The 26,269-nt window shown below is 47.0% G+C and carries 27 protein-coding genes; 20 read left to right on the top strand and 7 right to left on the bottom strand.

What is annotated here, in order from left to right:
• The 17 genes from C9411_RS25510 to C9411_RS04815 all read left to right on the top strand — a co-directional run bounded on the left by C9411_RS25510 (position 1) and on the right by C9411_RS04815 (position 15,087).
• Positions 1–300 carry a hypothetical protein gene (locus C9411_RS25510; protein WP_146158857.1) on the top strand — a complete coding sequence of 100 codons (300 nt, stop codon included), beginning with the start codon at positions 1–3 and terminating at the stop codon, positions 298–300.
• Positions 284–688: a hypothetical protein gene (locus tag C9411_RS25505; RefSeq protein ID WP_146158856.1), complete on the top strand. Its 405-nt coding sequence runs from the start codon at positions 284–286 to the stop codon at positions 686–688. The genes C9411_RS25510 and C9411_RS25505 overlap by 17 nt, the downstream gene beginning before the upstream one ends.
• Positions 688–3,756, top strand: coding sequence for a tail fiber domain-containing protein (locus C9411_RS04880; RefSeq protein WP_107226554.1), 3,069 nt, complete (start codon positions 688–690; stop codon positions 3,754–3,756). The genes C9411_RS25505 and C9411_RS04880 overlap by 1 nt, the downstream gene beginning before the upstream one ends.
• A 44-nt stretch (positions 3,757–3,800) precedes the next feature.
• Positions 3,801–4,262 carry a hypothetical protein gene (locus C9411_RS04875; RefSeq protein ID WP_107226553.1) on the top strand — a complete coding sequence of 154 codons (462 nt, stop codon included), beginning with the start codon at positions 3,801–3,803 and terminating at the stop codon, positions 4,260–4,262.
• A 54-nt stretch (positions 4,263–4,316) separates the two neighbouring features.
• Positions 4,317–4,622 carry a hypothetical protein gene (locus tag C9411_RS04870; RefSeq protein WP_107226552.1) on the top strand — a complete coding sequence of 102 codons (306 nt, stop codon included), beginning with the start codon at positions 4,317–4,319 and terminating at the stop codon, positions 4,620–4,622.
• A 35-nt stretch (positions 4,623–4,657) separates the two neighbouring features.
• Positions 4,658–5,017: a hypothetical protein gene (locus C9411_RS04865; protein WP_146158855.1), complete on the top strand. Its 360-nt coding sequence runs from the start codon at positions 4,658–4,660 to the stop codon at positions 5,015–5,017.
• Positions 5,001–7,373, top strand: coding sequence for a hypothetical protein (locus tag C9411_RS04860; RefSeq protein WP_146158854.1), 2,373 nt, complete (start codon positions 5,001–5,003; stop codon positions 7,371–7,373). Before C9411_RS04865 ends, C9411_RS04860 begins: the two co-directional genes overlap by 17 nt.
• Positions 7,374–7,437: 64 nt before the next feature.
• Positions 7,438–7,992: a hypothetical protein gene (locus C9411_RS04855; RefSeq protein ID WP_087763365.1), complete on the top strand. Its 555-nt coding sequence runs from the start codon at positions 7,438–7,440 to the stop codon at positions 7,990–7,992.
• Positions 7,992–8,615 (top strand): DUF2163 domain-containing protein, encoded by a 624-nt coding sequence (locus C9411_RS04850; protein WP_107226549.1) that lies wholly within the window; start codon positions 7,992–7,994, stop codon positions 8,613–8,615. The genes C9411_RS04855 and C9411_RS04850 overlap by 1 nt, the downstream gene beginning before the upstream one ends.
• Positions 8,612–9,001 carry an ornithine carbamoyltransferase gene (locus C9411_RS04845; RefSeq protein WP_107226548.1) on the top strand — a complete coding sequence of 130 codons (390 nt, stop codon included), beginning with the start codon at positions 8,612–8,614 and terminating at the stop codon, positions 8,999–9,001. The genes C9411_RS04850 and C9411_RS04845 overlap by 4 nt, the downstream gene beginning before the upstream one ends.
• Positions 8,994–12,017 (top strand): DUF1983 domain-containing protein, encoded by a 3,024-nt coding sequence (locus C9411_RS04840; protein ID WP_107226547.1) that lies wholly within the window; start codon positions 8,994–8,996, stop codon positions 12,015–12,017. Before C9411_RS04845 ends, C9411_RS04840 begins: the two co-directional genes overlap by 8 nt.
• Positions 12,018–12,303: 286 nt before the next feature.
• Entirely contained in the window at positions 12,304–12,939 is a 636-nt protein-coding gene (locus tag C9411_RS25500; RefSeq protein WP_146158853.1) for a hypothetical protein, read from the top strand.
• Positions 12,940–12,969: 30 nt separating this feature from the next.
• Positions 12,970–13,227: a hypothetical protein gene (locus C9411_RS04835; protein WP_107226546.1), complete on the top strand. Its 258-nt coding sequence runs from the start codon at positions 12,970–12,972 to the stop codon at positions 13,225–13,227.
• Positions 13,228–13,278: 51 nt separating this feature from the next.
• The gene (locus tag C9411_RS04830) at positions 13,279–13,731 is read left to right on the top strand and encodes a glycoside hydrolase family protein (protein ID WP_107226545.1); all 453 of its coding nucleotides are present in this window, start codon (positions 13,279–13,281) and stop codon (positions 13,729–13,731) included.
• A gap of 3 nt (positions 13,732–13,734) precedes the next feature.
• The gene (locus tag C9411_RS04825; RefSeq protein WP_232036896.1) at positions 13,735–14,160 is read left to right on the top strand and encodes a hypothetical protein; all 426 of its coding nucleotides are present in this window, start codon (positions 13,735–13,737) and stop codon (positions 14,158–14,160) included.
• Positions 14,160–14,744 (top strand): hypothetical protein, encoded by a 585-nt coding sequence (locus tag C9411_RS25965; RefSeq protein ID WP_233221873.1) that lies wholly within the window; start codon positions 14,160–14,162, stop codon positions 14,742–14,744. Before C9411_RS04825 ends, C9411_RS25965 begins: the two co-directional genes overlap by 1 nt.
• Position 14,745: 1 nt before the next feature.
• Entirely contained in the window at positions 14,746–15,087 is a 342-nt protein-coding gene (locus C9411_RS04815) for a hypothetical protein (protein ID WP_107226544.1), read from the top strand.
• Between the two features lie 244 nt (positions 15,088–15,331).
• On the opposite strand, the gene C9411_RS04805 is transcribed toward C9411_RS04815, so the two are convergent.
• The 3 genes from C9411_RS04805 to C9411_RS04795 form a co-directional block, all read right to left on the bottom strand.
• Positions 15,332–16,033: a hypothetical protein gene (locus tag C9411_RS04805; protein ID WP_070559237.1), complete on the bottom strand. Its 702-nt coding sequence runs from the start codon at positions 16,031–16,033 to the stop codon at positions 15,332–15,334.
• Positions 16,034–16,536: 503 nt separating this feature from the next.
• Positions 16,537–17,247: a phosphatase PAP2 family protein gene (locus C9411_RS04800; protein ID WP_063988770.1), complete on the bottom strand. Its 711-nt coding sequence runs from the start codon at positions 17,245–17,247 to the stop codon at positions 16,537–16,539.
• Positions 17,248–17,325: 78 nt separating this feature from the next.
• Positions 17,326–18,300, bottom strand: a complete 975-nt coding sequence (locus C9411_RS04795) for a GTP-binding protein (RefSeq protein ID WP_063988769.1) — start codon at positions 18,298–18,300, stop codon at positions 17,326–17,328.
• 318 nt (positions 18,301–18,618) lie between these two features.
• On the opposite strand from C9411_RS04795, the gene C9411_RS04790 reads away from it, so the two are divergent.
• Positions 18,619–18,927, top strand: coding sequence for a type 1 fimbrial protein (locus tag C9411_RS04790; RefSeq protein ID WP_063988768.1), 309 nt, complete (start codon positions 18,619–18,621; stop codon positions 18,925–18,927).
• A gap of 62 nt (positions 18,928–18,989) precedes the next feature.
• Here the strand turns inward: C9411_RS04790 and C9411_RS04785 are convergent, their stop codons facing one another.
• The gene (locus tag C9411_RS04785) at positions 18,990–20,462 is read right to left on the bottom strand and encodes a mannitol dehydrogenase family protein (RefSeq protein ID WP_107226543.1); all 1,473 of its coding nucleotides are present in this window, start codon (positions 20,460–20,462) and stop codon (positions 18,990–18,992) included.
• A 293-nt stretch (positions 20,463–20,755) separates the two neighbouring features.
• On the opposite strand from C9411_RS04785, the gene uxuA reads away from it, so the two are divergent.
• Positions 20,756–21,946 carry a mannonate dehydratase gene (gene uxuA, locus C9411_RS04780; protein WP_107226542.1) on the top strand — a complete coding sequence of 397 codons (1,191 nt, stop codon included), beginning with the start codon at positions 20,756–20,758 and terminating at the stop codon, positions 21,944–21,946.
• Positions 21,947–21,988: 42 nt separating this feature from the next.
• Here uxuA and yeiP read toward each other — a convergent pair whose 3' ends face one another.
• Positions 21,989–22,561 (bottom strand): elongation factor P-like protein YeiP, encoded by a 573-nt coding sequence (gene yeiP, locus C9411_RS04775; protein WP_004935725.1) that lies wholly within the window; start codon positions 22,559–22,561, stop codon positions 21,989–21,991.
• 126 nt (positions 22,562–22,687) lie between these two features.
• Positions 22,688–23,932, bottom strand: a complete 1,245-nt coding sequence (mtr, locus tag C9411_RS04770) for a tryptophan permease (RefSeq protein WP_107226541.1) — start codon at positions 23,930–23,932, stop codon at positions 22,688–22,690.
• A gap of 265 nt (positions 23,933–24,197) precedes the next feature.
• Here mtr and C9411_RS04765 point away from each other — a divergent pair, with 265 nt between their 5' ends.
• Positions 24,198–24,452 (top strand): YkgJ family cysteine cluster protein, encoded by a 255-nt coding sequence (locus tag C9411_RS04765; RefSeq protein ID WP_107226540.1) that lies wholly within the window; start codon positions 24,198–24,200, stop codon positions 24,450–24,452.
• Here C9411_RS04765 and C9411_RS04760 read toward each other — a convergent pair.
• The gene (locus C9411_RS04760; RefSeq protein ID WP_107226539.1) at positions 24,449–25,624 is read right to left on the bottom strand and encodes a sugar efflux transporter; all 1,176 of its coding nucleotides are present in this window, start codon (positions 25,622–25,624) and stop codon (positions 24,449–24,451) included. The two genes, C9411_RS04765 and C9411_RS04760, sit on opposite strands and share 4 nt — an antisense overlap.
• Positions 25,625–26,269 lie beyond the last annotated feature (645 nt).

Genomic DNA, 26,269 nt, shown 5'->3' with positions numbered 1-26,269 from the left:
ATGAGAGCATTTAATAGTAAGCAAAGCGAAGCACTGTTAAATGCTTTTGGCGAACAACTTGAAATAAATGGCGTGGCTTTCAAGGCAATCTTGGAAGTACGCCAAATTACCATTGAAGATTCTGATGGTGTTGCAATCGAATATGAATATTACTTTACGGCACGGAAGAATCCAGTACTTCAAGTTGGGACACTAATTGAAATTAACAATGCTACACAAATAATTTATAACCTAGATGATGATCTATCTGGGGTAGTTAATTATTACTATCGGAGAAAAGATTATGATTCTTGGAGTTAAGAAAGCAATTAATAAACTTATGACGTTCACACCGTGGGCGTCAAATCCATTAAAAAAACAATCTGAAGATACTAGGGTTTTTTGTTCAGAGATACAAGCAAATGAAGTACAAATGATGTCAGGACGTACAGAGGGTTCATTTTCGGTAGTGTTCTATATTACATTTGGGAACAACAAAACAAATCCAACAGAACAATTCTATATCTTAACGTCAGAAACAATGTCAATGTTTCAATCAAAAGTACAGCAGTGTTTTTTAAATGAGAATTTTATCATTAGTAAACAACCCGTTTTTGACAATATCGGTACGCATCAAGATCCCATTACTGGTATTTGCACAGGAACATTCCAACTAAATATTAGTGTAATCCAACGGAAGGAAAGCTAATGAACATTTCAACAGGAAAAGACCTACAAATTTTTTATACTGGCGATACTGGGAACAATAGTCCTAGTTTCGGTGGTTATCAGGAAATTGCAAACATTGCAGAATTTCCAACAATTATACAATCAAGTTCGGTAGAGAATATCGAAACTTATGATAGTGATTATAGTTCAGTACTGACAGGGGATAAGGCAATTGACGCATTCCCGATTACTGTGAATTATGTTATCGATGAACCAAGCCATAAATTTTTAGAACAAGCGGCAGAACAACAAACTCCCATTCAAGTAAAAGTAAAATACACTACTGATGAAGAAGCCAATGCCGAAAGCTATATAGTACTCAATGGATACGTTTCATCGAACAATCTCACAGGTGACAAGGACGCAGTTGTACAGAGATCATACCTGTTCACACCTGAAACTGTAGTTACTCAAGGATTCGCACCCATTCAACCATTACTACGCCGTTCAGACTATGGCCTAGGTAGCGATGGTATTGATGCACCTCAGTACACACCAGCAACAGGACAGATAGCAGGTAATGGTTTCATCCAGATCCCAGCAGCTGCAACCGGCAACCCTGCAAGTACTAACCTTATAGGTGTAGGACTCACGAATAACAAGAACGAAGCCTCGATCGTTATGTCCGAGACTGGCGATCTAAAGCTGTATGCACGTAATCAGAACACTGCATGGACTCGTATCTATACCAGTACTGAACAAGATACACGTTATGCCCGCCTGGGCCAGCCTGCTAACTTTGGCAACTTAACCATTACCGGCACGATCTCCAGTACTGGAACAGTGACAGTACCGGGTAACCAAGGTCTAAAGACTTCCCCAACAAGTGGAGCAAGTGCAGCCCTCAGTTCAGAACAAGGTTATGGCATTGTTTGGCGAAATAATGAACCATTTGGTACAAAAGCCAATGAGTGGTTCGGTATTTCCCCAAATTCACAATTACAGTTCCGTCAGGCCAATGATACAACGTCAGGACTATGGACAGTACGTAACGTATACCATGAAGGATTCAAGCCGTCTAAGAGCGATGTAGGGCTTTCTAACGTCACTAACGATGCACAGTTAAAGATTGCAAGTAACTTAAATGACTTGAACAACAAAGCAACGGCTCGTACTAACTTAGACGTATATTCCCGTACTGAAACAATTAACGTTGCAGCTCGTTATACCGTACCTCCAGCACCTACCGGCAAAACCTATATGAAGTTCGGTAATATGCGTACAAGTGGTAATGCCGCAGCATATGCCAACTTTATTTTTTATGGTGCTGGTAACTATGGCGGTACTGGTTCAAACGTAGATACTATTGCACTTAGTGCACGTAGTTTAGGTAATGCAACCAATGCAACTATTGGACAATGGGTAAAGCATGTTCGAGTACTGCAAAATACAAATGCCCCATTACAAATCGGAATGGTTCTTTTAGAGGATCAATCATGGGACATTTATTTAGTTAGTAATGGATTTTGGAGTGGTACTTCAATTGAAGTTAATAACGTAGTAGGTGGTTCAACTGCAACAGATTTTATTACTGGGTTTTTACAATCTCGTACTTTTGGAACTTGGTCTACAACTGTACCAACTGGTATCGTAACAATTACACCAGAAGATATAGTAACATCAAACAGTGTTATTCCAATTACACAAGGTGGTACTGGAGCAACTACAGCAGCAGCCGCAGCAACTAATTTAGGTTTAGGAGCAACTGATACTGTAACGTTCAAGAATATTATTCTAACTAACACTCAAGATCCAACAATCAATTTACAACAATCAATAGTACGTAGTAACTCAGCTAACCAAATGGTATTGAGTGCTCCAGCAGGTATATTCATTCGTCCAAATGGTGATGCAGATAGTACTAAACAAATGCGTTATAACAATGACGGTACTCTAGTATTTTCTGGTACTGCTATTACATTAAACGGTTCATTGGCAATGAATGGCGGTATTACATCGAATAATAGTATTACACTAACGAATGCCAGTACTGACACTGCATTTACTACTAATGGTGCTAAATTCCGAGCAACTCCAAGTGGTGTCGCAGTTATATCTACAACCTCATCGATTTTCCTACGTCCCAAAGGGGATACTGATTCGACTGTACAAATACAGTATAAACCTGATGGTTCAATAAATTGTGAAGGTAGTTCATTGTCAGTATCTGGTACTGGTACTTTTGGTGGTGTATTAAATGCCAACTCATTGAACTTAACAAATGCATTAGCAGTGAATCAAGGCGGTACAGGAACAACTACAGCAGCCGCAGCGAGAACTAACTTAGGTCTTGCATATGGTAATACTGCTGGAACAGTAGCACAAGGTGATGATTGGAGGCTTAATTCAATATCTCAAAAGACCGGTGGAATGATGAATGGGGCATTGGGTGTTTCGAATGGTGCAACAGGAATTACTCTCGCAACTCAAGGTACTTGGCTACTATGGAATGAAGAAGCCGGTAAAGGCTCTGGATCACTCGTTGTTAACGGTGGTGGTGGTACTGAAGGTATTTTCAGAGTGCGTTTAGTTAATGCGGCAAATACCGTTGAGTATTCACGCTTTGAGTTTAGACGTGATAGTACTTTATTTGCCTCGGAAGGTTTACGCTGTGTGGCTGGACGTGTAAGAGCATTTGCCTCAGTAGCTCCAACATATGTGACTATAGATGTTGATGGTCTTAATAAAGGTATTAATTTCTTTGATTCTGACCAACGATTAAAAGAAAATATTTTACCCGTTCAAGAAGGAAAAGCACTTTCACAGCTTAAATTGATAAATCCTGTTTCATATAAATTTAAAGATACCCATTGGACAGACATGAATGATGTTCAACATACAATGACGGGTAAATCTTACTCATATGGTGTTATTGCACAAGAAATTATTGATGTTATTCCAGATGCAGTCAACGTAATGGATGACGAGAGAGGAAGTATGTCATTAGATCCATTAGCAATGATTGGATTCTTACTGTCAGTAACCAAAGACCTTTCGGCTCAAATTGATGCCATGAAAACTTCTATTGAAGAACTAATGAATAAATAAATACAACGGGGCAAGGATGCCCCAATCACTTATAAGGATATAATATGAGTTTTGATATTTTCTCTGGTGCAAACCTTAAAGTAGAATTCAGTACTACTTCTGGTTCTACTGCATCTACCGATTATAAAGTAATTCCTGAAGTTGCTAGTTTTACTACTTCTGGTTTTGAAAGTACTGTAATCGATATAAAGACTTTCAATAGTGCTTACAATCGTAAATTGTTAGGTACTAAATCTGTTCCAGACATTGATTTACAAGTTAACTGGCTACCAGATGATGTAGTACATATGTCTCTTGAAAAAGCGGCAAACGATCAAACACGTGGTCAAGTACGCATTACTTATTATGAATCTGCTACACATACTACTGGCTTCTTTGTTGTTTATAACGTCTTTGTGTCTAGTACTACTGTTGCTGGTGACAAAGATGAAGTAGTCAAGAAGACTTTCAAACTAGCAGTAGATCAAGGTTCTGTTGCTTCTGGTGCTACTCCAGAAACCCCATAAATACAAAAACAATAAAAACGGGGGAGCAATTCCCCCATTTATGGAATCTTTTCAATGAACTTACAAGACCTACAAAAACTACTAAAACCAAAACTACACAAAATCGATTTTCACGGGATGGATCTATACATTCATCGTCCAAGTTCTGCCGATTTTGATAAATGTATAGATGCAAAAGCAACTCTTATTCACTGTGTTAAAGATGAGAACGGCGATCCCATTTTCGCAGATGGTGAAATTCAAGGCCGGATTGATGTTAATTCAATTGATGCAATGTTCGTTAGTGAACTGAATCAGAAAGTTATTGAACTATGGACTACTGAGGCATCTACTCAAGTTGAAGATCTCGAAAAAAAATAAGAACCGGTGATCCACGTTTACAGTACTTTCTAAAGATGGTTAACAAGCGTGGACTTTCGCCGGACGAATTTTATGATTTGCCAGATGATCTACTTGAAGCATTAATGATATATGACCAACGCATTGAACCTAGTGGACTTCAAGTACAAAGTGCAATGTTCGCAAATCTTTGTCATTTGTTAATGATGACTTCACCCAATCTATCAGAGAAGGGAAGAAAAGAGGCCAAACTCAAGGATTGGGATCTATTCGGTACATTTGAGAATCTCACCGCATCCGAACGCCAGAAGAAACGCGAAGAAGAAGAACAAGAAAATAAAGTACAGAATATTAAAAAGTCATTCCGTGATTTAATGGATATGGAAAAAGGGAAGAAGAATGGCAAGCAACAATAATAATATCGTCGTTAATATTACTGGTAACAGTCAAGGACTAACTACGGCAGTTAATCAGGCACAAACTAGCCTGGCTAATCTTCGTTCTGCTGCACAGGGAAATCTTAATAGTATTACAAGCTCAATGGCTGGCATGACTACTGGTATGAAAGTTGGTTTTGCTGGTGCTACTGTTGTACTGGCAGCATTTAGTTTTGCACTTACTTCAGTTACACAAGCACATGCACAAGCAATGGAACTTGTTGCAGCGGCTGCTAAATCTGGGAATTCAGTAGAAGTACTACAGCAACAAGCCAATATGCTACGGCAAACCGGGTTAACCCTCGACAATATCGCAGATCAAAATAAGGACTTAAAGGACAAGTTAGGCGATGCCCTAGCAAACAACGGTGGCAGTATGCTTACTGATGTTATCCAGCCTTTGAAACTAAACATTCTAGAACTTAAAACTCTTGCAGATGCAGGTGAAGATGTTTATGCAAAGATCTACTTTGCTGCTAAGGCACAAGGTCTAAGTAATACTGAAATTACTAACCTAATGGAAACCATAGGTAATGATGCAGTTTCACGTGTTCAGGTATATGAAAAGTATGCTTCTCAGCAGGACTATTTAAACGAGCAAGGAAGACAAACAGTATCACTCACTTCTGAACAAGTTGAAAAGTTTAAAGAGTATGATGCTCAATCAGCACAGCTTGCAAAAACATGGGAATCATGGAAAAACAGTATTGCTAGTGGTTTAGTACCGGCATTAACTAAAGTACTGGAATTATTAAATGGCATTACTCAGGCTCGTACTTCTGAGGATTTCAAGAAAATGTATAACGGCTCTGAAACCGTTTATACAGCGGCTGGCTATGAAGACAAAGCAGCTACTGGGGCATTACGTGCAGCCTTGAAGCTACAACGAGACATTCTAGCTATACAGAAAGCCCAAACCAAAGAAGTCAAGAAGCAAGAAGAAGTTTCAGTTAGTCGGCGTACTATTCAGAACTCGATGCAACCACTTTATACAAAGGCAGATCAAGCCAATCAGAAACTAGCAAACTTAACGCAACGTTATAATGATACTAAAAATGCAATCATGAAATCTAATGATGAAGCATATAAAAGTAATCCTGCATTACGTCAAAAAGATCTTTCTGATCTTGAACGTATGTATAAACAACAACGTCAAGAACAGTTAGATATTATCAATGATAAAGCCAGTAAAGACAAAGCAACAAAAGCCGCAGAATCAGCAGCAACGAAGCAAGCAGCACTTGATAAGAAGAATGCAGATGCCCGGAAGAAAGCCCAGCTAGATTTAAGTACTGTATTGTCGAAGATCGGTGAAACGGAAATGCAACGACAATTGAATGCATTTGACTTCCAGCAGAAAGAAATGCAACGCAAGATTGCCGAGAATGCAAAGTTGCTTGGAAAATCTCAAGCAGAGATTGATAAGTACTTAGCACAGGCAAAAGAGCAGGGTGCAAGACAGCGTACAGAACTAATCAATAAACAGATTGGTTACAACGATCCGAATCAAGGATTGAAGGACTTAAACGCGAATCTTAATGGTGTAACTCTAAATGACCAACAGAAGAACTATCTAGGACAGCAACAAGCCCAACGGGTTTATGGTGATAATCCATTTGCAGTTGATAATACTCAGTCAAAGCAACAAGAGCTAGAAGACCAGTACAATCAAGAAATGGCACTGAATGAACGTCTCTATGCCGGTACTGAAGAGTACGAGAAGCGTAAGGCAGCATTACAAGCCAAGTATGCACAGGACTCAATGAACACGGCTACAGAGAACACACGAGCACAGCTTACTCTCCTGGGTAATGCGGCTGGTGATATCGGTGGAATGATGGCCGGGGCGTTTGGGGAACAGTCAGCCGCCGCAAAATCGGCCTTCGCGATCCAGAAAGGACTAATCATCTCTGAAACGATTATGCGTATCCAAGCAGCTCTTGCTAGTGCCTTGGCAACACCTTTCCCGGCCAGCCTCGCAGCATATGCACAAGTCGCCGGTATGGGTATGCAGATTATCAGTACTATCAAAGGTGCTTCATCTGGACAGTTCCACGGCGGTGTAGACGAGTTGCCAAGTCATTTAAATAATAAGTCATTTGTACTTCAACAGGGCGAGAGGGTTGTACAGGCCCCTGCAAACCAGAAGTTAACCAAATTCCTAGATAAACAGGATCAATCTTCGGGTAATAGCAGTACTGGAGAAATCACAATCAATGCTCCCTTGGTTGTTCAAGGCGGTATTAATGACGACAAGATGTTTAATGACTATCTAAAACGACATGCAAATAATGTTAATCAGGCTGTTAGGTCTGCTCAATCAAGAAATGCATAAATAAATACCCGGCAATGTCCGGGTTTTTTATTGCCCTAAATACTACATAAGCTAAGGAGCATATATGGCATCATTTTCAAATAATATCAAAATCAATGGGGTTTCAGTATCCAGTACTGAACCGCGTTATTCAAATCGCTCTTGGACAGGAACAGAGGTTACTAGGAGTACTGGCATTCAGTACTATAAACTAGAATTCACATTGACTTTCAAACAACAATCACTAGCAGAATATCAAGCATTCGTTGCTGAGTACTCACGTGGTAAGCCTTTTACTTTTTCGTTAGGTCATATGGGAGTCTATAAAGGATCTCAATCTGGGGCTGTTTCGGCATCTGCACAGGCATTAAAAGGTTCTTATCAAGTCTCCAGTACTGCCAATACTCTTGAAATAGGTTCATTGATTCAATTTACGAACCACTCAAAGATTTATCGAATTATTGGCCGGGCAGGTAATGTACTTCAATTGTTCCCCAATCTACGTGAAAACGTACAGACAGGTGAAACTATTCTTTATAACAATCTTCAAGGTACTTTTACCCTTGACATTGATAATGAATATAAAGTGCCTGTTAATAATATCATGAGTGTTAATCTCAAGGCGACGGAGTACTTATAATGAATGAATTATTGACTAATCCAGACCTATTACAGTACTGGAATCTTACGAGAGGTGGTAATAAAACCAAACTTACTATTACTGAACTAATGTCACTTGGTGTTCATTGCCGTGCAATTGATGTGTTTCCAAAGAATGGCATTCCTCCAATCTTCTGGACTGATGGTTTTGTAGATCTCAATATCAATGGGACACAGTATACAAGCTTTCCTGATCTAATTAGTGATTCATTTCCAAGTTTCACAGAGACAAAAGAAATTAACAATAACAGCATTAGCTTTAAAGTAAGCAACGTTAATGACAGTACTAGAACATTGGCACTAGGTGGAGCCTTTCGAGAAGCAAAGGTCAATATCTATCTCGTAATACTTAACCCATCCGACAATTCAGTACTGAACAGTACACTCATGTTCAGTGGTTTCATTGACTACATTCAGGCAGAAGCAGATCCAAACGCGGCAAAGAATGAAATGAGCGTATATCTAAATTCAGTCTATAAGAAGTTAGATCTACAACCACGCACAATTGCGGCTAACTCTGTATATCAATCTTATTATCCCGGTGATGAGTACTTTTCATTACTTGGACAAGTTAATGCTAACCAATCTTGGAGATATAAATGATTAATAAAATAGTAGACATATGTCAAGGTGCATTAGAACAACCATATCAGCTTGGAAAGAATGATTGCAATATTCTAGTACTAAAAGTTATCGATTTAATGTGCAGTACTGAATACGTTGGGATGTGTAAATATGACACATTACGCAAGGGCAGAAACATTCTAAAGAAACTAGGCGTTAGCAGTACTTTTGAGTTGATTGAACAGTACATCGAGGAAGTTGAATTCCCAATTCCGGGTGATATATGGGTTGATGAAGATGACAGTACTGTAATGAGCGTTTATATAAGCAATCGAATTTTAGTTGTCGATGAACAACACACACATTTTGAATTGGACTTTCCAACGGATGGAAAGTTTTATCGAGTAAGGAGCAGTAATGGGTAAGATTTCAGGAGGCGGTATTCTTTCCGCCGTTATGATGGCAGTAACTGTTGCAGCCGCAGTATATACCGGTGGTGCTACTGCATGGGCTGCTGCTGGCTGGGGTGCTGCTGCTGGTGCTGCGTCTTTAGTGGCAACTTCAATGATGACTGCTTTACCGGGCAACATGAAAGGTTATGGGGATAGTGCCAGTACTCCAAATAGGACAACCAGCCCGCAAACAGGTTTACCGATTGTGTATGGCGGTCAGATGCCACACAAAGATACTAGTAATGGTTCATTCGTTCTTCTAGGTTCAATCGTTCCTTGGTTCAACGTCAAGGATAACGATTCACAGTACTTATTTACAGAACATGCAATTGCTTACGCGGGCGTACAAAAGTATATCAATCAGATCTATATTGATAATGATCCAATTCTAATTGATGGTTCACCAATTACTGAAGATGGTATTGTTAATCCGAATAAATTCATTGATAAGTACAAAAACAACTTACAACTAGAAGTACGTTTTGGTGGTAATTATACCAGTACTAAATCATTGGCACAGCAATATGCAGGGCCGAAGTGGACGGATAAGTTCCTTGGTAAAGGTATTGTTAGTATCAGTACTGTTATCAAGAAAGATCAATCGAGTCTAGAAAATTCAGTACTAGTCAATGATAACTATACTCTTCAAGTAGAGATGAAAGGATTAGTGATTACTGATTTAGTTGATCTTCAACAACGTGCATGTAGTAATGCACCAAGCCAACTATATGACTATCTCACGAATACTACTTACGGCATGGGTTTAGATCCAAGTTTAATTGATTTACCAAGTTTCCGTAGTGCTGCACAGTACTGTCAAACTAATCAGTACTGGTCTAATGGTGCAATTAGTTATAGTGAATCATTCAAGAGTAACTGTGAAAAAATGCTTCAGACGTTTGGAGGTATTACTTACATTCATGCAGGTAAAATTTATCTGACAATTGATGTTAAAGGATTACCAGTAGCAAGTTTTGATGAAAGTACTGTATTTGGTTCAGTACAGGTAACAACCAGTGGTAGTACTGATTACTACAACACAATCGATGCATCATATAAAAATGCCTATTCTCGCTACACAAACGACGTCCTACGCATCCCAAGTAATATTTCACAGGATGATGTGATTCGTTCTGACGGTCGCGTAGTAGCCCTTGCACGTGATTATACATGGGTATACGACAAAGACCAGTTATCGAAACTTGTTAATATAGAATTGCTAAAATCTAAGTACTCACAGAATACAATCGTGTTTACTACTTCGGAAGGTTGGGATTTAAAGACGTGGGATATCATTAACGTTAAATTAGATGAATTCCATATTAACGGCCAATATCGAGTACTGGCAAAAGATTTGGCAAGTACAAATGACAGTATTGGATACTGCCAACTTACTTGCGTTGAATATAATCCGGCAATGTACGATGGTGTTGATCCGGGTGTTTGGAGTCCTAACGGTGATATCAATTCTGTAATTACAGTACAGCCACCACGTAATCTTGAGGTTACAAGGAAAGGTGGTGTAGTAGGTGGTCAAGTCGTTATCATGGACTGGGACGAATCATTAGATCCAAATCTAGTAGGTTATTACATTTATTATCGTACAACAGGTAATACTGATTGGTCGTATGTTGGCAGTACTAACAGATACAAGACGGATTATGAACTATATGGACTTATTGCCGATCAAAAGTATGACTTTGCCGTGGCTGCGTATAACAACCTTGGATTCATTTCTGTCAAAGTTACAAAGGATGGTCTTGTACCTGATTTCAACTTTACACTACCGGCAGTTACTGGACTTGTTCTAACAAATGCAATGGCAACGAGTACCAGTACTGAATCATCTGATTTCAATATTGCATGGAATGATCAATCGTCATTACAAGTTAATGGTCGTCCAATGTCCGAGTACTTACAAAAGTACGAAATAGTGATATATGATCAAGCTGGGAACAAACGCAATTCGTACTTCACTACTCAGAACAATTTCAGTTATACATTTGCAATGAATCAGGCCGATTATACTGGGCGTAACGTTACAATAGGTGTTATTGCACGTGGTTTCAATCTTGGTACTTTCAGTCAAGAAGTAAAAATAACTGTCAGTAACCCACAAGCACCATTGTTACAGGGATTAACTGTTAAGTCTGGTATTGGGGCATTGGTGTTTGAATGGGATAACACTAATAAGCCTATTGATTATGCCGGGATTATGTTCCAAGTATCTGCAAGCGAAGATTTCAGTTCTGGAGTACAGACGTTTACTACTTCAGCAGAATTCATTTATTGGGCAGTAGTTGAAGATGGACAGTACTATATCCGTGCTGGTATGTATGATGTGTTCGGTGTAGATGGTATCCGATGGACTGCAATGTTCCCGTACAATCAACAGACGAAAGTACCGTACTCTAAATTGAATGATGATGTTATTGATTGGGTACTTGGATCATCTGAGATGAACGAGATTAAACAAGAAATCATTGACAATACTGAATTCAAAGGCTGGCAATTAAGAGTTACAAACAATGGATATGTATCTGGTATTGCCCTAGGTAATAACGGTACTGAATCGGTGTTTACAGTAATTGCCGATCGTTTCTCAATTATCAGTTCTGCTACGGCGGGTAGTTCAACGAAGGTATATCCTTTTGTTGTTCAGAATGGCACAACGTACATTCAAAACGCGATGATTCAAAATGCGGCAATTGGTACAGCACAAATTAAAGATGCCGCTATCAATAATGCCAAAATTGCCAATGCTAGTATTGATGCAGCCAAAATTATTGATGGTCAGATTACTAATGCCAAAATAGGTAATACTATTCAAAGTAACAACTACGTACCTAATAGTACTGGATGGCAGATAAATAAAGATGGGACATTCTATATCAATGGTAATTCTGGTGGTCGAATGGTAATTAATAATAACAGAATCGAAGTATACGACAGCAACAACGTACTTCGCGTAAGAATGGGGTTATGGTAATGGCAGGTTTACAAGCATGGGATGGAAGCGGCCGAATGTTAGTTGATATTGGAGACTACTCAATGAGGTATGTTGGTACTTTCCAATTTACTGTTACTACAGGAGTAAGGCAGTGGTGGGTTCCCTATGCCGCCTTTCGGGATACTGGGTGGATTGCAATATACCTAAATGAACGTGCTTCACGGTACTTCAGTATAATTCCGGGCAATGGTGGATTCACTTTGCGAAATTTAATAAGTAATCAAGCATATTCTTATGCATTAACATTTGAGGTTTATACATACGCATGAGTGGTTTTCAAGCATACAATACATATGGGAATATAGTTGTAGATTCAGAACAGAAGGGGACTGTGATTAGTTCCCTTATTCCTCAAGGTAACGTTGAGGTTACAGGCTATTTGATACCAACTGCTTTTGGTGACGGTCGTTCACTTGGTTTCATGGTAAGTGATATTCTATTTCAACCGGGCTTGCTATGGTGTCGTTTTACACGTGATTCATATTGCTTCCCCGGTGCAGAATTGTTTGAACCGAATTCAGTACAATTTATGCGTACTTCGGTGAATGGTACTGTTCAGTCAGGTTATCTAGATGTGTTCAATGGTCAAGGTACTTTGATTTGGTCGGCTGCAAGTGCTGGTACGATGCCGCGAGTATTTGATCATCTGGTGATACCGCAAGGTTACAATCTACAGGGACAAGTGATTTCAAAGAATTTAGGATGGAGTCCGTGGTTTTTACTGTCAGGCTTACCGGGTAACGTATCTGAATCAGAATCAATGGGCTTTTCTGGATTCTTGCTTAGATATACCAATGGCAACATTCAAGTTACTTATGCTGCACAGTACCAAGATGGTTATCCGCAAGCCACTAACCAACAACTACTAAGAATACCTTTAGCAATATTCACAGGATACTAAATATGATAGGACAACAATAAGGAATAACAAATGGAATGGGAATGGTTATTAACCGTTTTTATCATTCCAATTGGAGGTTGGGTATTTAAAGTACTTTCTAAACGAAGTAAGAATTTAAATGATCGAATTGATCAATTGGAAAATCGTGTTCAAAAAGCAGAACTTAAACTTGAAGTACTCAACGATGACATTGAAGAAATCAAGGCTATCAGGACTGAACTTTCTGAGGCACGGATTGATATTGGCGTAATAAAACAGCTATTAGAGCAAAACAACAAAGGGGCATAACAGCCCCTTTTTTATTTCCCTCCATAAATAGATGAACATGGAGGAATTCAAATGGATTTAAAACAACAATTAAAACAATATGAAGGTACTAAAGAGTATCAGACTAAAGTAGGTTATTTCAAGAATGGGAAGTACTGGACGTATAAAGACAGTCTGGGCTATCCAACTATTGGATTTGGTCACTTAGTACTTAAAGGTGAAGATTTTAGTACTGGACTTACGGAAGCACAAGCCGATGCATTACTTGATAAAGATATTGCCATTGCACGTGCTGGTGTTGCTTCACTTGGCGTTAATCTACCCGTAGAAAGCCGCTGGAATGATTTTCTAATCATTATGGTATTCCAACTAGGTCTTGCTGGTGTGAAGGGCTTCAAGAAGTTCTTAGCAGCTCTAAAGGCAGGTAATTATGCAACTGCTATTATCGAATGCAAAGATTCACGTTGGTACAAACAAACCCCTAATCGTGTTGATTCTATGATCGCCTATGTAGTACGTGGGTGATTTATGGCATGGACAATGTTTTATCAGGATGATTGGGATCTATATGACGTACTGGATTATGCTGCTTTCGTGTATCTGATTCAATTTCCAGAATGCGGAGAGTACTATATAGGCGTTAAAGGCGTTTATCAAAAAGTCAAAGATGCTTCAAAGATTAAATCTACCAGTATTGAAAGTAACTGGGAAAAGTACAATTCCAGTTCTAAAGAAGTACAAGAACGTATTGCCACTGGGGAACATCATACTAAACAGATTCTATGGTGTTTTAAAACACGTCAGGAGGCAGAATTAGTTGAAGCTGCGTTGATTGCATATTGCGGTACTGATCATCTTTGTCGCAATAAAGCATTGATGACTAAAACTCGATTAAAAAAAGACAATGGGGAACAACGAAGAATTATTCGTATGTTGATGGAGGCTTTTACATAATGCCAAATAATGTAAGTACTATAACCGGTGTACCGCAAGTAATTGCAAATATTCAACAACAGGGTATTGATTACGCCAATAACTTTAATAAGGAAGTGTCTAATAGACTTAGGCAGCTTTCACAGAAGATGCAAATTGACATGAATAATGCAATTGATCGTGGCCCAGTACCATTCACGAAGAATGCAATACTGTTTCGTTTCTATCGTGACAGTACTGGACAGGCAGTGAATCAAATCTTAGTTAAGAACATTCAGGCTCAGTACTTGTACGATATTATTGTAAAGCCGTCGAATCTCAAGAAATTCATTCCTACCAGTACTGCACGTATGACACAGCAAGGTAATATATCAGGTCTTAAATCTGGTCTTAGTTCTGGTAAGTATAAAGTTGTTGATACTGGCGGTAAGAGAAGATTAATTGACACTAGCAAGAAAGATACGAAAACAAAGACAAAACGTGTAATTGGACTACGTGAAACGAAGAAACGTAAACTTGTTTATGACTTCTATAAGGAAGCAGAGCAGGGTGTACGTTTAGTACTATCAGGTGTTCAGGGACATTTTAGAATTTCAAGGATGTAATATGCATTATGATCAAGACACAATGAGTATTTTAATCGATGAAAGTACTGTACCGGATGTAAATTCACATACGATGCATAGTACTTTATTGATTAAACCACTCAAGAAGAAGTTAAAGGCATATATGGCCGAGATGGATGAAAGGATTGAGTGCAAGGAATACATGAATATTGGGTTCCTAGTACAGAACGATCCTCAATGGAAAATGGGTAGTGTCCATGAGTGGACTCTATTTGATGAACAAAAGTATATTGTCATAATCGACAAACACAAACAGTACCAGAAAGGATTATATTTCTGGGTTTATACAGTAGGATTACTAAATGATAGGGATGATAATTGAGCTAATTAAATCTGGAATTGGATTGTTTCAGAAAAAAGAACAGAGTAAAAATGAGTTAGAAGCTCAGAATAGCCACGAACAGAATCAGATCACTCTTGAGGAAACTCGTAAGGGCTTCACGTGGCGGCAGGCATTGGGGTATGTTCTAACATTTATTATTGCATGGAATTACGTCATTCTTCCAGTACTGGCAGTATGTGGTGTAGTACTCCCGCCAGTACCTTTTGATCAGGTTTTTAAGTTACTATATGTTCTTATCGGTAGTAGCTAAATCGTTGTTACGGCTTTCTTGTTCAATTGTAAACCATTTTGTGGCAACCTTGCCGACGTATTTTGCTAGCATGTAGTTGGCTGATGAACTAATAACAACACCCACTCCAAATGGTAGGGATTTTTCTAAGGCTTTACGCGAGAAGTTGATTCCTATTTTTTTGAACATTTCTTTAATGACGATTAGTGCAGAGCCTTTTAAATACATTTTCAACATTTTTACGCCAGCATTTGATGCTATCTTCACGACAGTTTCACTTCCGAGCTTTTCTAGTGTACCACCTGCTGCTATTAAAAATGATAGTTGCCTAGCATCTTCACTGCTAATGTCCCAATTAAATGCTTCCGCTAGGCACATACACATATCAACTTGATTTTTCATACAATAAGATGTGTCTGCTATAGCCCCCCCTGTAACTGCAACTGCTGTACCTACCCCAGGAATAATGCTACTTAATGAGGTTACGCCACCCGAAATACTAGAGTAACTTGAATAACGGCTGACGATTTTTTTTGCGACAATTTTCTGAATTTCCAATTCTTGGAGCTTTGGATTTGCAGCAAGCACCGATTTTTTGTATTGGTTCACTATTTTTTTAGCATCATCGGGTGTGATTGCTATGGACTCAACTAATTTAAGAAGTCTTGATGATTTTTCAACATCAGTTGCTGTCATTGTATAAATTCCTTTTCAGAATGTAGTAAGTAATGATGTTTTATGACATGTATTGTGAATCAACATTAGATTCGAACACGTTCAGTTCTTGGCTTCCCCTTCGAGTTTTTTCACCTGTCATTTTTCATCATTCCCAGTAGAGTTTAGTAGCCATAGTTATCTTAGGGTAATGGTGAGTGACTGGCAATGCTCTTAAAACGCCCTATAGCGAATTTTTCAGTGAAGGTAATGGTGTTGGGATAGTTTGGTAATAGAATTCAATATAGGGCGTTACATGGCGTTATCCCGCAAGTCAGCTACATACGATAGCTAGGGAAATTATTTTATTTTAGTGTTAAAGTGTAATGTAAATCTTCATATAAAAAACGCCAATTGTCCGATGTATGAATCTGGTGTGAAATCAGGTTGCAAAAGCGTTAACGACGGGGCGGCGATATTTTGCGTTCGGTGAAGGGATAAAGGCCGGGAGGCGGACGCCTCCCGGCATGAGTCATAGACGCAAGTTATGGTTGGCCGGGGCGGTGCTTGCCGGGCAACAGGCGGTTCAACCGATCGACGATCCAGTCGCTGCAAGGCGTCATCAGTACCCAGCTGGCGCCAACCAGCACCACGGACAGTGAGCCGACGGCGATATCGGTAAACCAGTGGGCGCCAATCATCACGCGTGGCAATGAGAAGACCAGCGTAATCAGCAGGGCGATGGCGAAGGCACCGCGGCCGAAATAGCGCAGCATAAAGCAGGAAAAAATAATCAGCATCATGCCGTGGTCGCCGGGGAAACTGTCGCCGGAAGCGTCCTTGGTGGGGATGCCGGTCAGCTCGCTGACACGATGGATATTGTCGAAGGTCAGGGTGGGGCTCGGATGTTTCACCGGCAGCAGATGGCCAAGCTGGTTCAGCACCACGGCAGTCAGCAGCATCACCACGCCGGTGATCACCAGGCGGCGGCGGCCGGCGGCGTCCTGCTTCAGGTAGAAGTACAGATACAGCAGCCCCATGGCGAGCAGCGAAATGACATCAAACGCACGGTTATTGGTGATGGCGACCAGGTGCAAAAACGCCGGGTCGGTGGCCAGATGGCGGTTAAAGAAGAAGAAAATCGCCGAATCCAGAGTAAACCAGCCGCCGTGATTGGCCGGCAGGAACCAGGACAGGAACAGCGCAACGCCCAGTAAGTTGAAGAAGAGAATGAAGGGTAAATTGCGGCGTGTCATGACATAAACCTGTTGGAAAAATGAAAACGAAATAAAACCCGGCCGCCCTGCGGCAACCGGGGGGCAACGGTACGGGGTTTAACTTAAACGAATCTTAAACAAGGCGGATTGCAGGGCGTTCCAATCGGCATTTTCGCTGTGGATAAGCTCAATTCGGCTGTCGAGCGGCGCGACCGGGCGGGTTTCGATGTTAAGATCCTGCCCCTGACGGTTGATCAGTAACGTGCCTTCGGGGATGCGTACCACGCCTTTGGCGCGTTCGACCGGTGCCAGCCGTACCCATTCCATAAAGCCGACGGTATCGAACCGGGTGTCGCCGTCAAAAATCCAGCCGCAGCTGGTGAAGCCTTGGCCTTCATTCAACGCTCGCCGCCAGCGGGCGTGCTCCGGCAGCCGCAGCGCCGCCAGCCCCTGCTTTTTCGCCTGACCATGATGATGCTGTGCGTCCGGCAATTCTGTACGATTCGTGCGCGGAAGTGACAACAGCGCGACATCCGCTTCGCCTTGCGCGATGGCGTAGCAGGGCCGCTGCAGCGCATCTTGCGTCTTCCAGGCCGCCAGCGCCCGCCTGTCTTCCGGCTGATAGGTGTCGCTTTTGCTGGCCAAAATAACGTCGGCCGCGGCCAGCTGATCGCGGAAGTTTTCGTTGTCGCGGTAGCGCGGCTGGCTGAGCTGGCGGGCATCCAACAGGCACAGGGTGGCCTGCAGATCGATCCAGCCGGCATAGCTTTCCTGGGTCAGCAGCGACAGGATTTGTTTCGGATGCCCGAGCCCGGTCGGCTCGATCAGCAGCCGGTCCGGTTTGGCTTGCTGCAACAGCATATTCAGGCCTACCTGCATCGGCAGACCGTTGACGCAGCACATGCAACCGCCGGGGATCTCTTTGAGCACCGCGCCACTGTCCGCCAGCAGCGCGCCGTCGATGCCGATCTCGCCGAATTCATTGACCAATACCGCCCAGCGTTCATGTTCGGGCTTATGAGCCAGCAAATGGCGGATAGTGGTGGTTTTACCGCTGCCGAGGAAACCGGTAATCAAATTGGTTTTGGTCATTAATAATTCCTGGCGCAAAAATTAACCTGCTTAATAAATGAGTTACGCAGCCGTATCGGTGAAACGGCCGCGATTTAATTTGTGCTCTATCTCGCAAATTTTGCACGTCACCCTGCGCTTTTCAACCGGTAAAATCCACCTTTCTTTGCAAGAAAATTCTTAGATAAAACCCTGTATTAGATGCGGTTAACTTTTGTTAGTAGCTTGTTTTTACATTGTTAATGACGCGATTAACGATCAAATCTCGTCCCTTTCCTTGCGATTATTCCTAACAAGATCCTCTATGGTTAAATTGGCTTAACTAAAAATGAGGTTGCCATGAATACCTTTCGGTTATTTTTGATCGTAGGAATGTTGTTTTCATGGACGGCAGTGAGTCATGCAGGCGTGGCCGGCGGGGTAATTCGCTTCGTCGGTTCTATTGTTGAAAGTCCTTGCACGGTCAAGATTGCAGATTCTAAGGCGAATACGCAATGTTACCGCAACGGCCAGCATTATCAGGCCCAGCAAGCGTTGTCAGGTTTTGATGCTACACGCAAAGAACTTCCGCTAAATCTAGGCACAACCGAAATGAAGTGGGTGGACCAACAGAAGAAACTCGCTGTTATGACGGTCGTTTATCGTTAAGTCGTTCCGCCATGCCGGCGTAACGTTACGCCGGCATGGTTATTCTCGGCCTTGCAGGCTTCTCACCGCATCACCCACTCCTTCACCGTTTCACGCGCACCGCGATCGCGCAGCGACAAATAGGCTTGCGTCACCGCGTCGGTAAACGCCGCATGCGTCGCCAGCGTTTCGCCGAACACCGCTTTCAGCGCCAACAGCGCCGTCACGCGCCGCCGATCGTCCGGTGTTGCGGCGATCGTCTGTTGCAGCACGTCTGCCAGCGGATCGCGAATGTCGATCGGCTGACCGGCGTCATCGACGCCGCCGACGTAACGCATCCAGCCCGCCACGCCCAGCGCCAGCCCGCTATAGTCGCCGCCGTGCCGCAGATGCCAGCGTACCGCGTCCAGCAGACGTTGCGGCAGCTTCTGCGAACCGTCCATGGCGATCTGCCAGGTGAGGTGTTGCAGCGCCGGATTGCTGAAGCGCGCGATTAGCTGTGCGGCGTAGTCGGCCAGACTGATGCCGGTGACGCTCAGCGTCGGGGCCTGTTCGTCCAGCATCAACCGCAGGGCGGCGCGGCGGTAGTGTTCATCCGCCATGCACTCGTTGATATAGCGGTAGCCGCCCAGGTAGCCGAGATAAGCCAGGAACGAGTGACTGCCGTTCAGCATGCGCAGCTTCATGTGTTCAAACGGCAGCACATCGCTGACCAGTTGGGCGCCGGCCAGTTCCCACGCCGGGCGTCCGGCGGCGAAGTTGTCTTCCACCACCCATTGAATGAAGGGCTCGCAGGCGATGGCGCATTCGTCGCGCACGCCGCCCAGCGCGGCGGCAATCTCATCCAGCGTGGCCGGCGTGGCGGCCGGCACGATGCGATCCACCATGGTGCAGGGGAAGGTGGCGGCGGTGGCGATCCAATCGGCGAGCGACGGATCTCGCGCCTGCGCCAGATCGAGCACCGCCCGGCGCAGCACGTGGCCGTTCTCCGGAATATTGTCGCAGGAGAGCAGGGAGAAGGCGGGCAGGCCGCGTTCGCGCCGCAGCCGCAGCGCTTCCACCAAAATGCCGGGCACGGTCTGCGGCTGATGTGGCCACGCCAGATCGGCGACGATCCCCGGATGCTGTCGATCCAGCCGCCCGCTGCCGGGCTCGATGCAGTAGCCTTTTTCGGTGATGGTCATCGAAACGATCGCCACCTGTGGCTCGGCCAGCTTCTCCAGCACCGCGGCGATGCCCTCCAGCTTGCGGTGCAGGCTCTCATGCACCGCACCGACCACGATGGCCTGATGACCGTCCGCGCCTTTCTCCAGCACGCTGTACAGATGATCCTGTTGCCGCAGCGCCTCAAACAGCGGCACGCCGCCGGAAAGGCTGATTTCGCAAATGCCCCAGTCGCCGCCGTGGGCGTTCAGCACCCGATCGGTCAGCAGCGCCTGGTGCGCGCGGTGGAACGCGCCGAAGCCAAGGTGCACGATGCGGCTGCGCAGGGCCCGGCGGTCATAGCCCGGCTGCCGGACGGCGCCCGGTAGCGGGGTGTTGGCGATCGTTTTCATCTTATCTCCAAAGCGTGTAAGACAGCTGGCGGGCCACTTGCGCCAAGTTAGCAGACCAGTTTTCCGCCGCATAGGCAGGGTGGCGCCGGTGATAAAAAACTGCGACCAGTGTAGGGATGTCGGCCAGTTAAAGGAATTGGTCAGTCCAAAATAAGCCAGAATCGTGAAGTGGATCAACCAATGAGGGGTTCGGTTTTGACAGCGCAGGGGGAAAGAGTAAGTTAAAGATAACTGACATCTAAATTAAACTGGTATAACAGCATTGCGGTGCGAGACAGGCATAAGGACAAAACATGGAACAAACATGGCGTTGGTATGGCCCGAACGATCCGGTTTCTTTGGACGATGTGCGTCAGGCCGGGGCGACCGGGGTGGTGACGGCGCTGCACCATATCGCGAACGGTGACGTCTGGCCGATCGACGAAATCCGCGCGCGGCAGGCGCTGTTGGCGGAAAAGGGGCTGGTGTGGTCGGTGGTGGAGAGCGTGCCGGTACATGAGGAGATCAAAACCCACAGCGGCGACTGGCGGCGGTACATCGCCAATTACCAGCAGTCGCTGCGCAACCTGGCGGCCTGCGGCATCGACACCGTCTGCTACAACTTCATGCCGATCCTCGACTGGACGCGCACCGATCTGGCCTATCCGCTGCCGGACGGTTCCAAAGCGCTGCGTTTCGATCAGATTGCCTTCGCCGCGTTCGAGCTGCATATCCTGCAGCGCGCCGGCGCCGAGGCGGACTATACGCCGCAGGAACGCAGCCAGGCGGCAGCCCGTTTCGCCGCCATGAGCGAGGAAGAAAAAAACCGGCTGACCGGCAACATCATCGCCGGGCTGCCGGGGGCGGAAGAGGGCTACACGCTGGAACAGTTCCGCCGCCGGTTGGCGGAATACGACGGTATCGACAAGGCGCGGCTGCGCGAAAACATGGCGGTCTTTTTGCGCGCCATCGTGCCGGTGGCGGAAGAGGCCGGCATCCGGCTGGCGGTGCACCCCGACGATCCGCCGCGGCCGATCCTCGGCCTGCCGCGCATCGTCTCCACGATTGAAGACATGCAGTGGCTGAAACAGACCGTTGACAGCATTCATAACGGTTTCACCATGTGCACCGGTTCATACGGCGTGCGTGCCGATAACGATCTGGTGCGGATGATTGAAACCTTCGGCGATCGCATTCACTTTACCCACCTGCGTGCCACCTGCCGCGAGGAGAACCCGAAAAGCTTCCACGAAGGGGCGCACCTGCAGGGCGATGTGGACATGGTGGCGGTGATCGAAGCGATCCTGGCCGAAGAGCTGCGTCGGCAACGAGCGGGCGATCGGCGGCCGATTCCGATGCGCCCCGATCATGGGCATCAGATGCTGGACGATTTGAAAAAGAAAACCAATCCGGGCTATTCGGCCATCGGGCGGTTGAAAGGGCTGGCGGAGCTGCGTGGCGTCGAGCTGGCGCTCAAGCGGCGTTTTTTCCCGGAACTGCCATAGAGGAAAATGAAACGGGGCCGAGACTCGGCCCCGCTGGCGCGACTAGTCGGCGCGGCTCATGTAGCGGCGTTCGGCGATATGAATGCGGATCTTGTCGCCGGCGCTGAGGTATTCCGGCACGTGGATCACCAGGCCGGTCGCCATGGTGGCCGGTTTGTTGCGGGCGCTGGCGGAAGCGCCTTTGATGCCCGGCGCGGTCTCGACGATTTCCATATCCACGGTCTGCGGCAGCTCCAGCGCCAGCACCTGGCCATCCAGCGTCAGCACCTGCATGCCCGGCAGGCCGCCTTCCGGAATGAACAGCAGCTCGTCTTCGATCTGGTCTTTCTTGAAGATGTACGGGGTATAATCCTCATCATCCATGAACACGTATTCTTCGCCGTCGATATAGGAGAAGTTCACCTTGCGGCGCGACAGGGAAATGGTGTCCAGGATATCGTCGCCCTTGAAGCGTTCTTCCACTTTCAGGCCGGTACGCACGTCGGAGAAGCGCATTTTGTACAGGGTGCTGGCGCCGCGGGCGCTCGGGCTCTGCACGTCGATATCTTTTACCAGCAGCAGCTTGCCGTTGTAGCTGATCGCCATGCCGCGCTTAATTTCGTTAGCTCTTGCCATTTCAATTTATCCGCAATGAGGAGTATGAGAGAAGTTGCGACAAGGTACTCGCGCCGCCGATTTCAGGCAATAGCCCGGCGTAAAAACAGTGTGGGAAGGGGAGAGCAGGCGCTCTCCCTTCGAGGATTAGTGGAAGACCGGCAGCAGACCGAACAGCGACAGAATATGCGCGGCGGCGTTGATCAAGCCGAACAGGATGACGAATAGGATCACGCCGTTGCCGCCCGGTGCGCGGTATCCCGCCTGCGGATAGCGGCGGCGGCTGGCGCGCGCCATCAGCGCCGGCACGATCACTGCCCAGATGGTGGCCGCCAGCCCGGCGAAGCCGATGGCGTACAGGAAACCGTTCGGGAACAGCAGCGCGGCCAGGGTCGGCGGCACAAAGGTCACTAGCGCGGTCTTGCTGCGCCCGATGCCGTCGTCCTTGAACTTGCAGAAGTCCGCCAGGTAGTCGAACAGGCCCAGCGATACGCCGAGGAACGAGCTGGCCAGCGCCATATAGGAGAAGGCGTTCAGCAGTTGGCTAACGGTCTGGCTGCTGGAGACGTTGCCCATTTGCTTGAGCAGGCTGCCGATATTGCCGCCTTCGGCGATCACCTGCTTAAAAGCGTCGCGCGCGATATTGCCCTGAATCACATACTGCCACAGGATATAGATAGCCAATGCCAGCAGGGTGCCGTACACCAGGCTGCGCACCACGGAGCCGCTGTCCTTGTGGTAGTACTTCACCAGCCCGGGAATGTTGCCGTGGTAGCCGAACGAGGTCAGCAGGTAAGGCAACGCCGCCAGGGCGTAAGGCAAATAGCTGGCCTGGTCATCGCCGGTGTTGAACAGCACCGCGGGTTGCACGTGGGTGAACATGTCGCCCACCGACATCACGAAGGTGATCATCATACCGCCGATCAGAATGGTGCTCAGGCGATCGACCGCGCGGGTGGAGAGCCAGACGATAAACGCCACGACCAGCGCGAACACCAGGCCGGCGGTGGTCTGGCCGACGCCGACGATGCCTTCCAGTGTGTGGGCGATGATCGAGCCGCCGGCGGAGATATAGGCGTAGGTCAGGATATACAGCACGAACGCCACCGACAGGCCGTTCACGGCGTTCCAGCCTTTACCCAGCAGATCCTTGACCATGGTGTTGAAGCTGGCGCCGCTCGGGTAGTGCAGCGTGGCTTCGAGGATCATCAGGCCGGAAAGCAGCATGCAGGCCCAGGTATACACCAGCAGCGCGACGGAACCGCTGAACCAGACACCGGAAGTGACGATCGGAATGGAAAACATGCCGGCGCCAACGGCGGTTCCGGCAATGATCATCGCGCCGCCGAGGATCGAAGGGCGGGCCAGCTTCTGGATGGTGTTCGTAGACATGCGTGCTCCTGGTGGAAGAGGTTCTTTTGTACTAGCTCAATGGTACATGGGCGCATGGCGCATGTAAAGCGGGGGAGTTGCACGTTTCACGCGTTTTTATCTTTAAATAAAGGTTTATTGGGCGTTTATTCGCCATAGGATGACGCCGGCCGGCGCAGGGCGATGAGTGTAAAGATCGCCGGGGCGCAGGGATTCTGCTGGCGGCCGCCGCGCGCGGCTGCTATTGTCGCGCTTCTTTTCCCCCAGCCCACCAGGAGTAGCGCTGATGGACTGTCGCAGTGACTGCGGCGCCTGCTGTATCGCGCCGTCAATATCCAGCCCGATCCCCGATATGCCGAACGGCAAGCCCGCCAATACCCGCTGCATTCACCTGGATGAACAGCTGCGCTGCGGCCTGTTTCATTCGCCGCTGCGGCCGAAAGTGTGCGGCAGCCTGCAGCCGAGCCGCGACATGTGCCACGATCACCGCGATCAGGCGCTGATTTATCTCGCCAGGCTGGAAGCGGACACCGCGCCCTAAGCGTCTTTCAACCGCCACAGGCACAGCGTGGCTCCCACCGTCATCGCGAGCGCGGCGTAAAACACCGCATGGTAGTTCCAGATTTCCGCTACCGCACCGGCGATCGAGCCGGCGATGATCCAGCCCACCCGGGTGGTGTTGGTGAACAGCGTGGTGGCCGCGCCGGCCTGGCCGGGCATCAAATCCTGGAAGTAGAGCATGCCGATCCCCGCCAGCACGCCGATAAACGCCGCATTCAGCAGTTGCAGAACGATGAGCTGCCAGCTGCCGGTGATAAACAGCAGGCCGCAGTAGAACAGCACGCCGGCGACCACCGCTCCGCGCATCAAGCGGCGTTTGCCGCAGCGCTTCGCCGCCAGGCCGGCGAGCAGCATGACCGGGATCTCCAGCCCGGCGGCGGCGCCCATCAATATCCCGGCCAGCCGCTCCGGCAGCCGCAGCTCGTGCACCACATACAGCGGCATGTTGATCAGGTACATGCTGTTGGCGGTCCACATCAGGGTGCAGGCGACGAACAGCAGCAGCGAATCGCGGCGGTGCTGCCGCGGTGCGGCCAGGGGCGCGTTCGTCGCCGCGGTTTTCGGCATCGAGGGCAGCCGTTTCCACACCAGCAGGCCGCACAGCACAAAGGCCGCCGCGCCCGCCAGATACATGACCTTAAAGCCGAAGCCCAGCGCCAGCGCGAAGGCGATCGGCGGGCCAATGACCCAGGCCAGGGAGACCTGGGCGCGCATGATGGAGGTGAACATCACCGCCTCGCGGCCGGAACGGTCGGCATGCTCACGCGCCAGCGCAAACATCTGCGGGTTGGCGGTGGAGCCGAAGCTGGTGAGCACCACGCCGACGATCAGCAGCAGGTAATAGTCGCGGTTCCAGGCGAACAGCGTGAACCCCAGCGCACCCAGCATGCAGCAGAGGAAAATAAGTGACTTGCGGTCGCCTTGTTTATCCGAACGGCCGGCGAGAAACTGGCTGACCAGAATGCCAATCACCGCGCTGCCGGTAAAGAACAGCCCGATCAGCGCCGGCCGTACCTTGACCTCGGTTTCCAGAAACAGGCTCAGCGTCGGGGTTTGCAGGGCGCCGGCGATGCCGGTCAGGAACGCCACCGCCAAAAAGGCCAGCGAAGTGAGATCGGGCGTGCGTCGCGTTACTGCGGATGAAGTCGGCATGGTGGTTGAGAATTCGTCGAAAAAGGAAGGTCGCGCGCATCATACGCCCGTTGAAATGAAACGCAAACCGCTCCCTTGCGGCGAAGGGTAAACGGATATGTCGCACGGCGACGAGAAAAAAAGGGCGCGTTGCGCCTAATGCTGGTCACTTGAACCTGACTGGTATTTTTTATCCAGTCTCTTTACGTGTCGTGCAGGATGAATTGCCCTAAATGCCCAGAATTTCTCTGTTACTACAATGAACGGCAATTGGAGGGGCCGAAGGCGCGGCCCCTCCACCCGCGCCTTCGCTTAACACCGACTGTCCGCTGTGCGGATACCCTCGCCGCGTCTGCATTGTCGGGCGGGTCGGCTGCGACAAACGTCCCTGTTAGTCTCGCCTCAACCGGCCTTCCCTGGCCGGTTGCCCCTGACAACGCCGTCTTGCTCGGCAGCCGGTGATGCGCGCCAAAGGTCAACACCCGTGCTGGCAGCTACCGGGCAACCTGTTCTTTATGACGTTATGGCAGAGAAGTCGGAGATGAACACAGGGTTGGACGCCCTTGAAGACGCCGAACGCAGGCATAGCGCATTAGGAGAAACCGCCATGGACGGCGGTTTCAGGTGAGACAGGCAGGGACGCCTGTCGCAACCGGCCTCAATGCG

It is taken from the genome of Serratia sp. Nf2 (assembly GCF_003028435.1).
Classification (GTDB): domain Bacteria; phylum Pseudomonadota; class Gammaproteobacteria; order Enterobacterales; family Enterobacteriaceae; genus Serratia; species Serratia marcescens_L.
The sequence above is the reverse complement of the archived record's forward strand: the minus strand, read 5'-3'. Positions and strand labels throughout refer to the sequence as shown.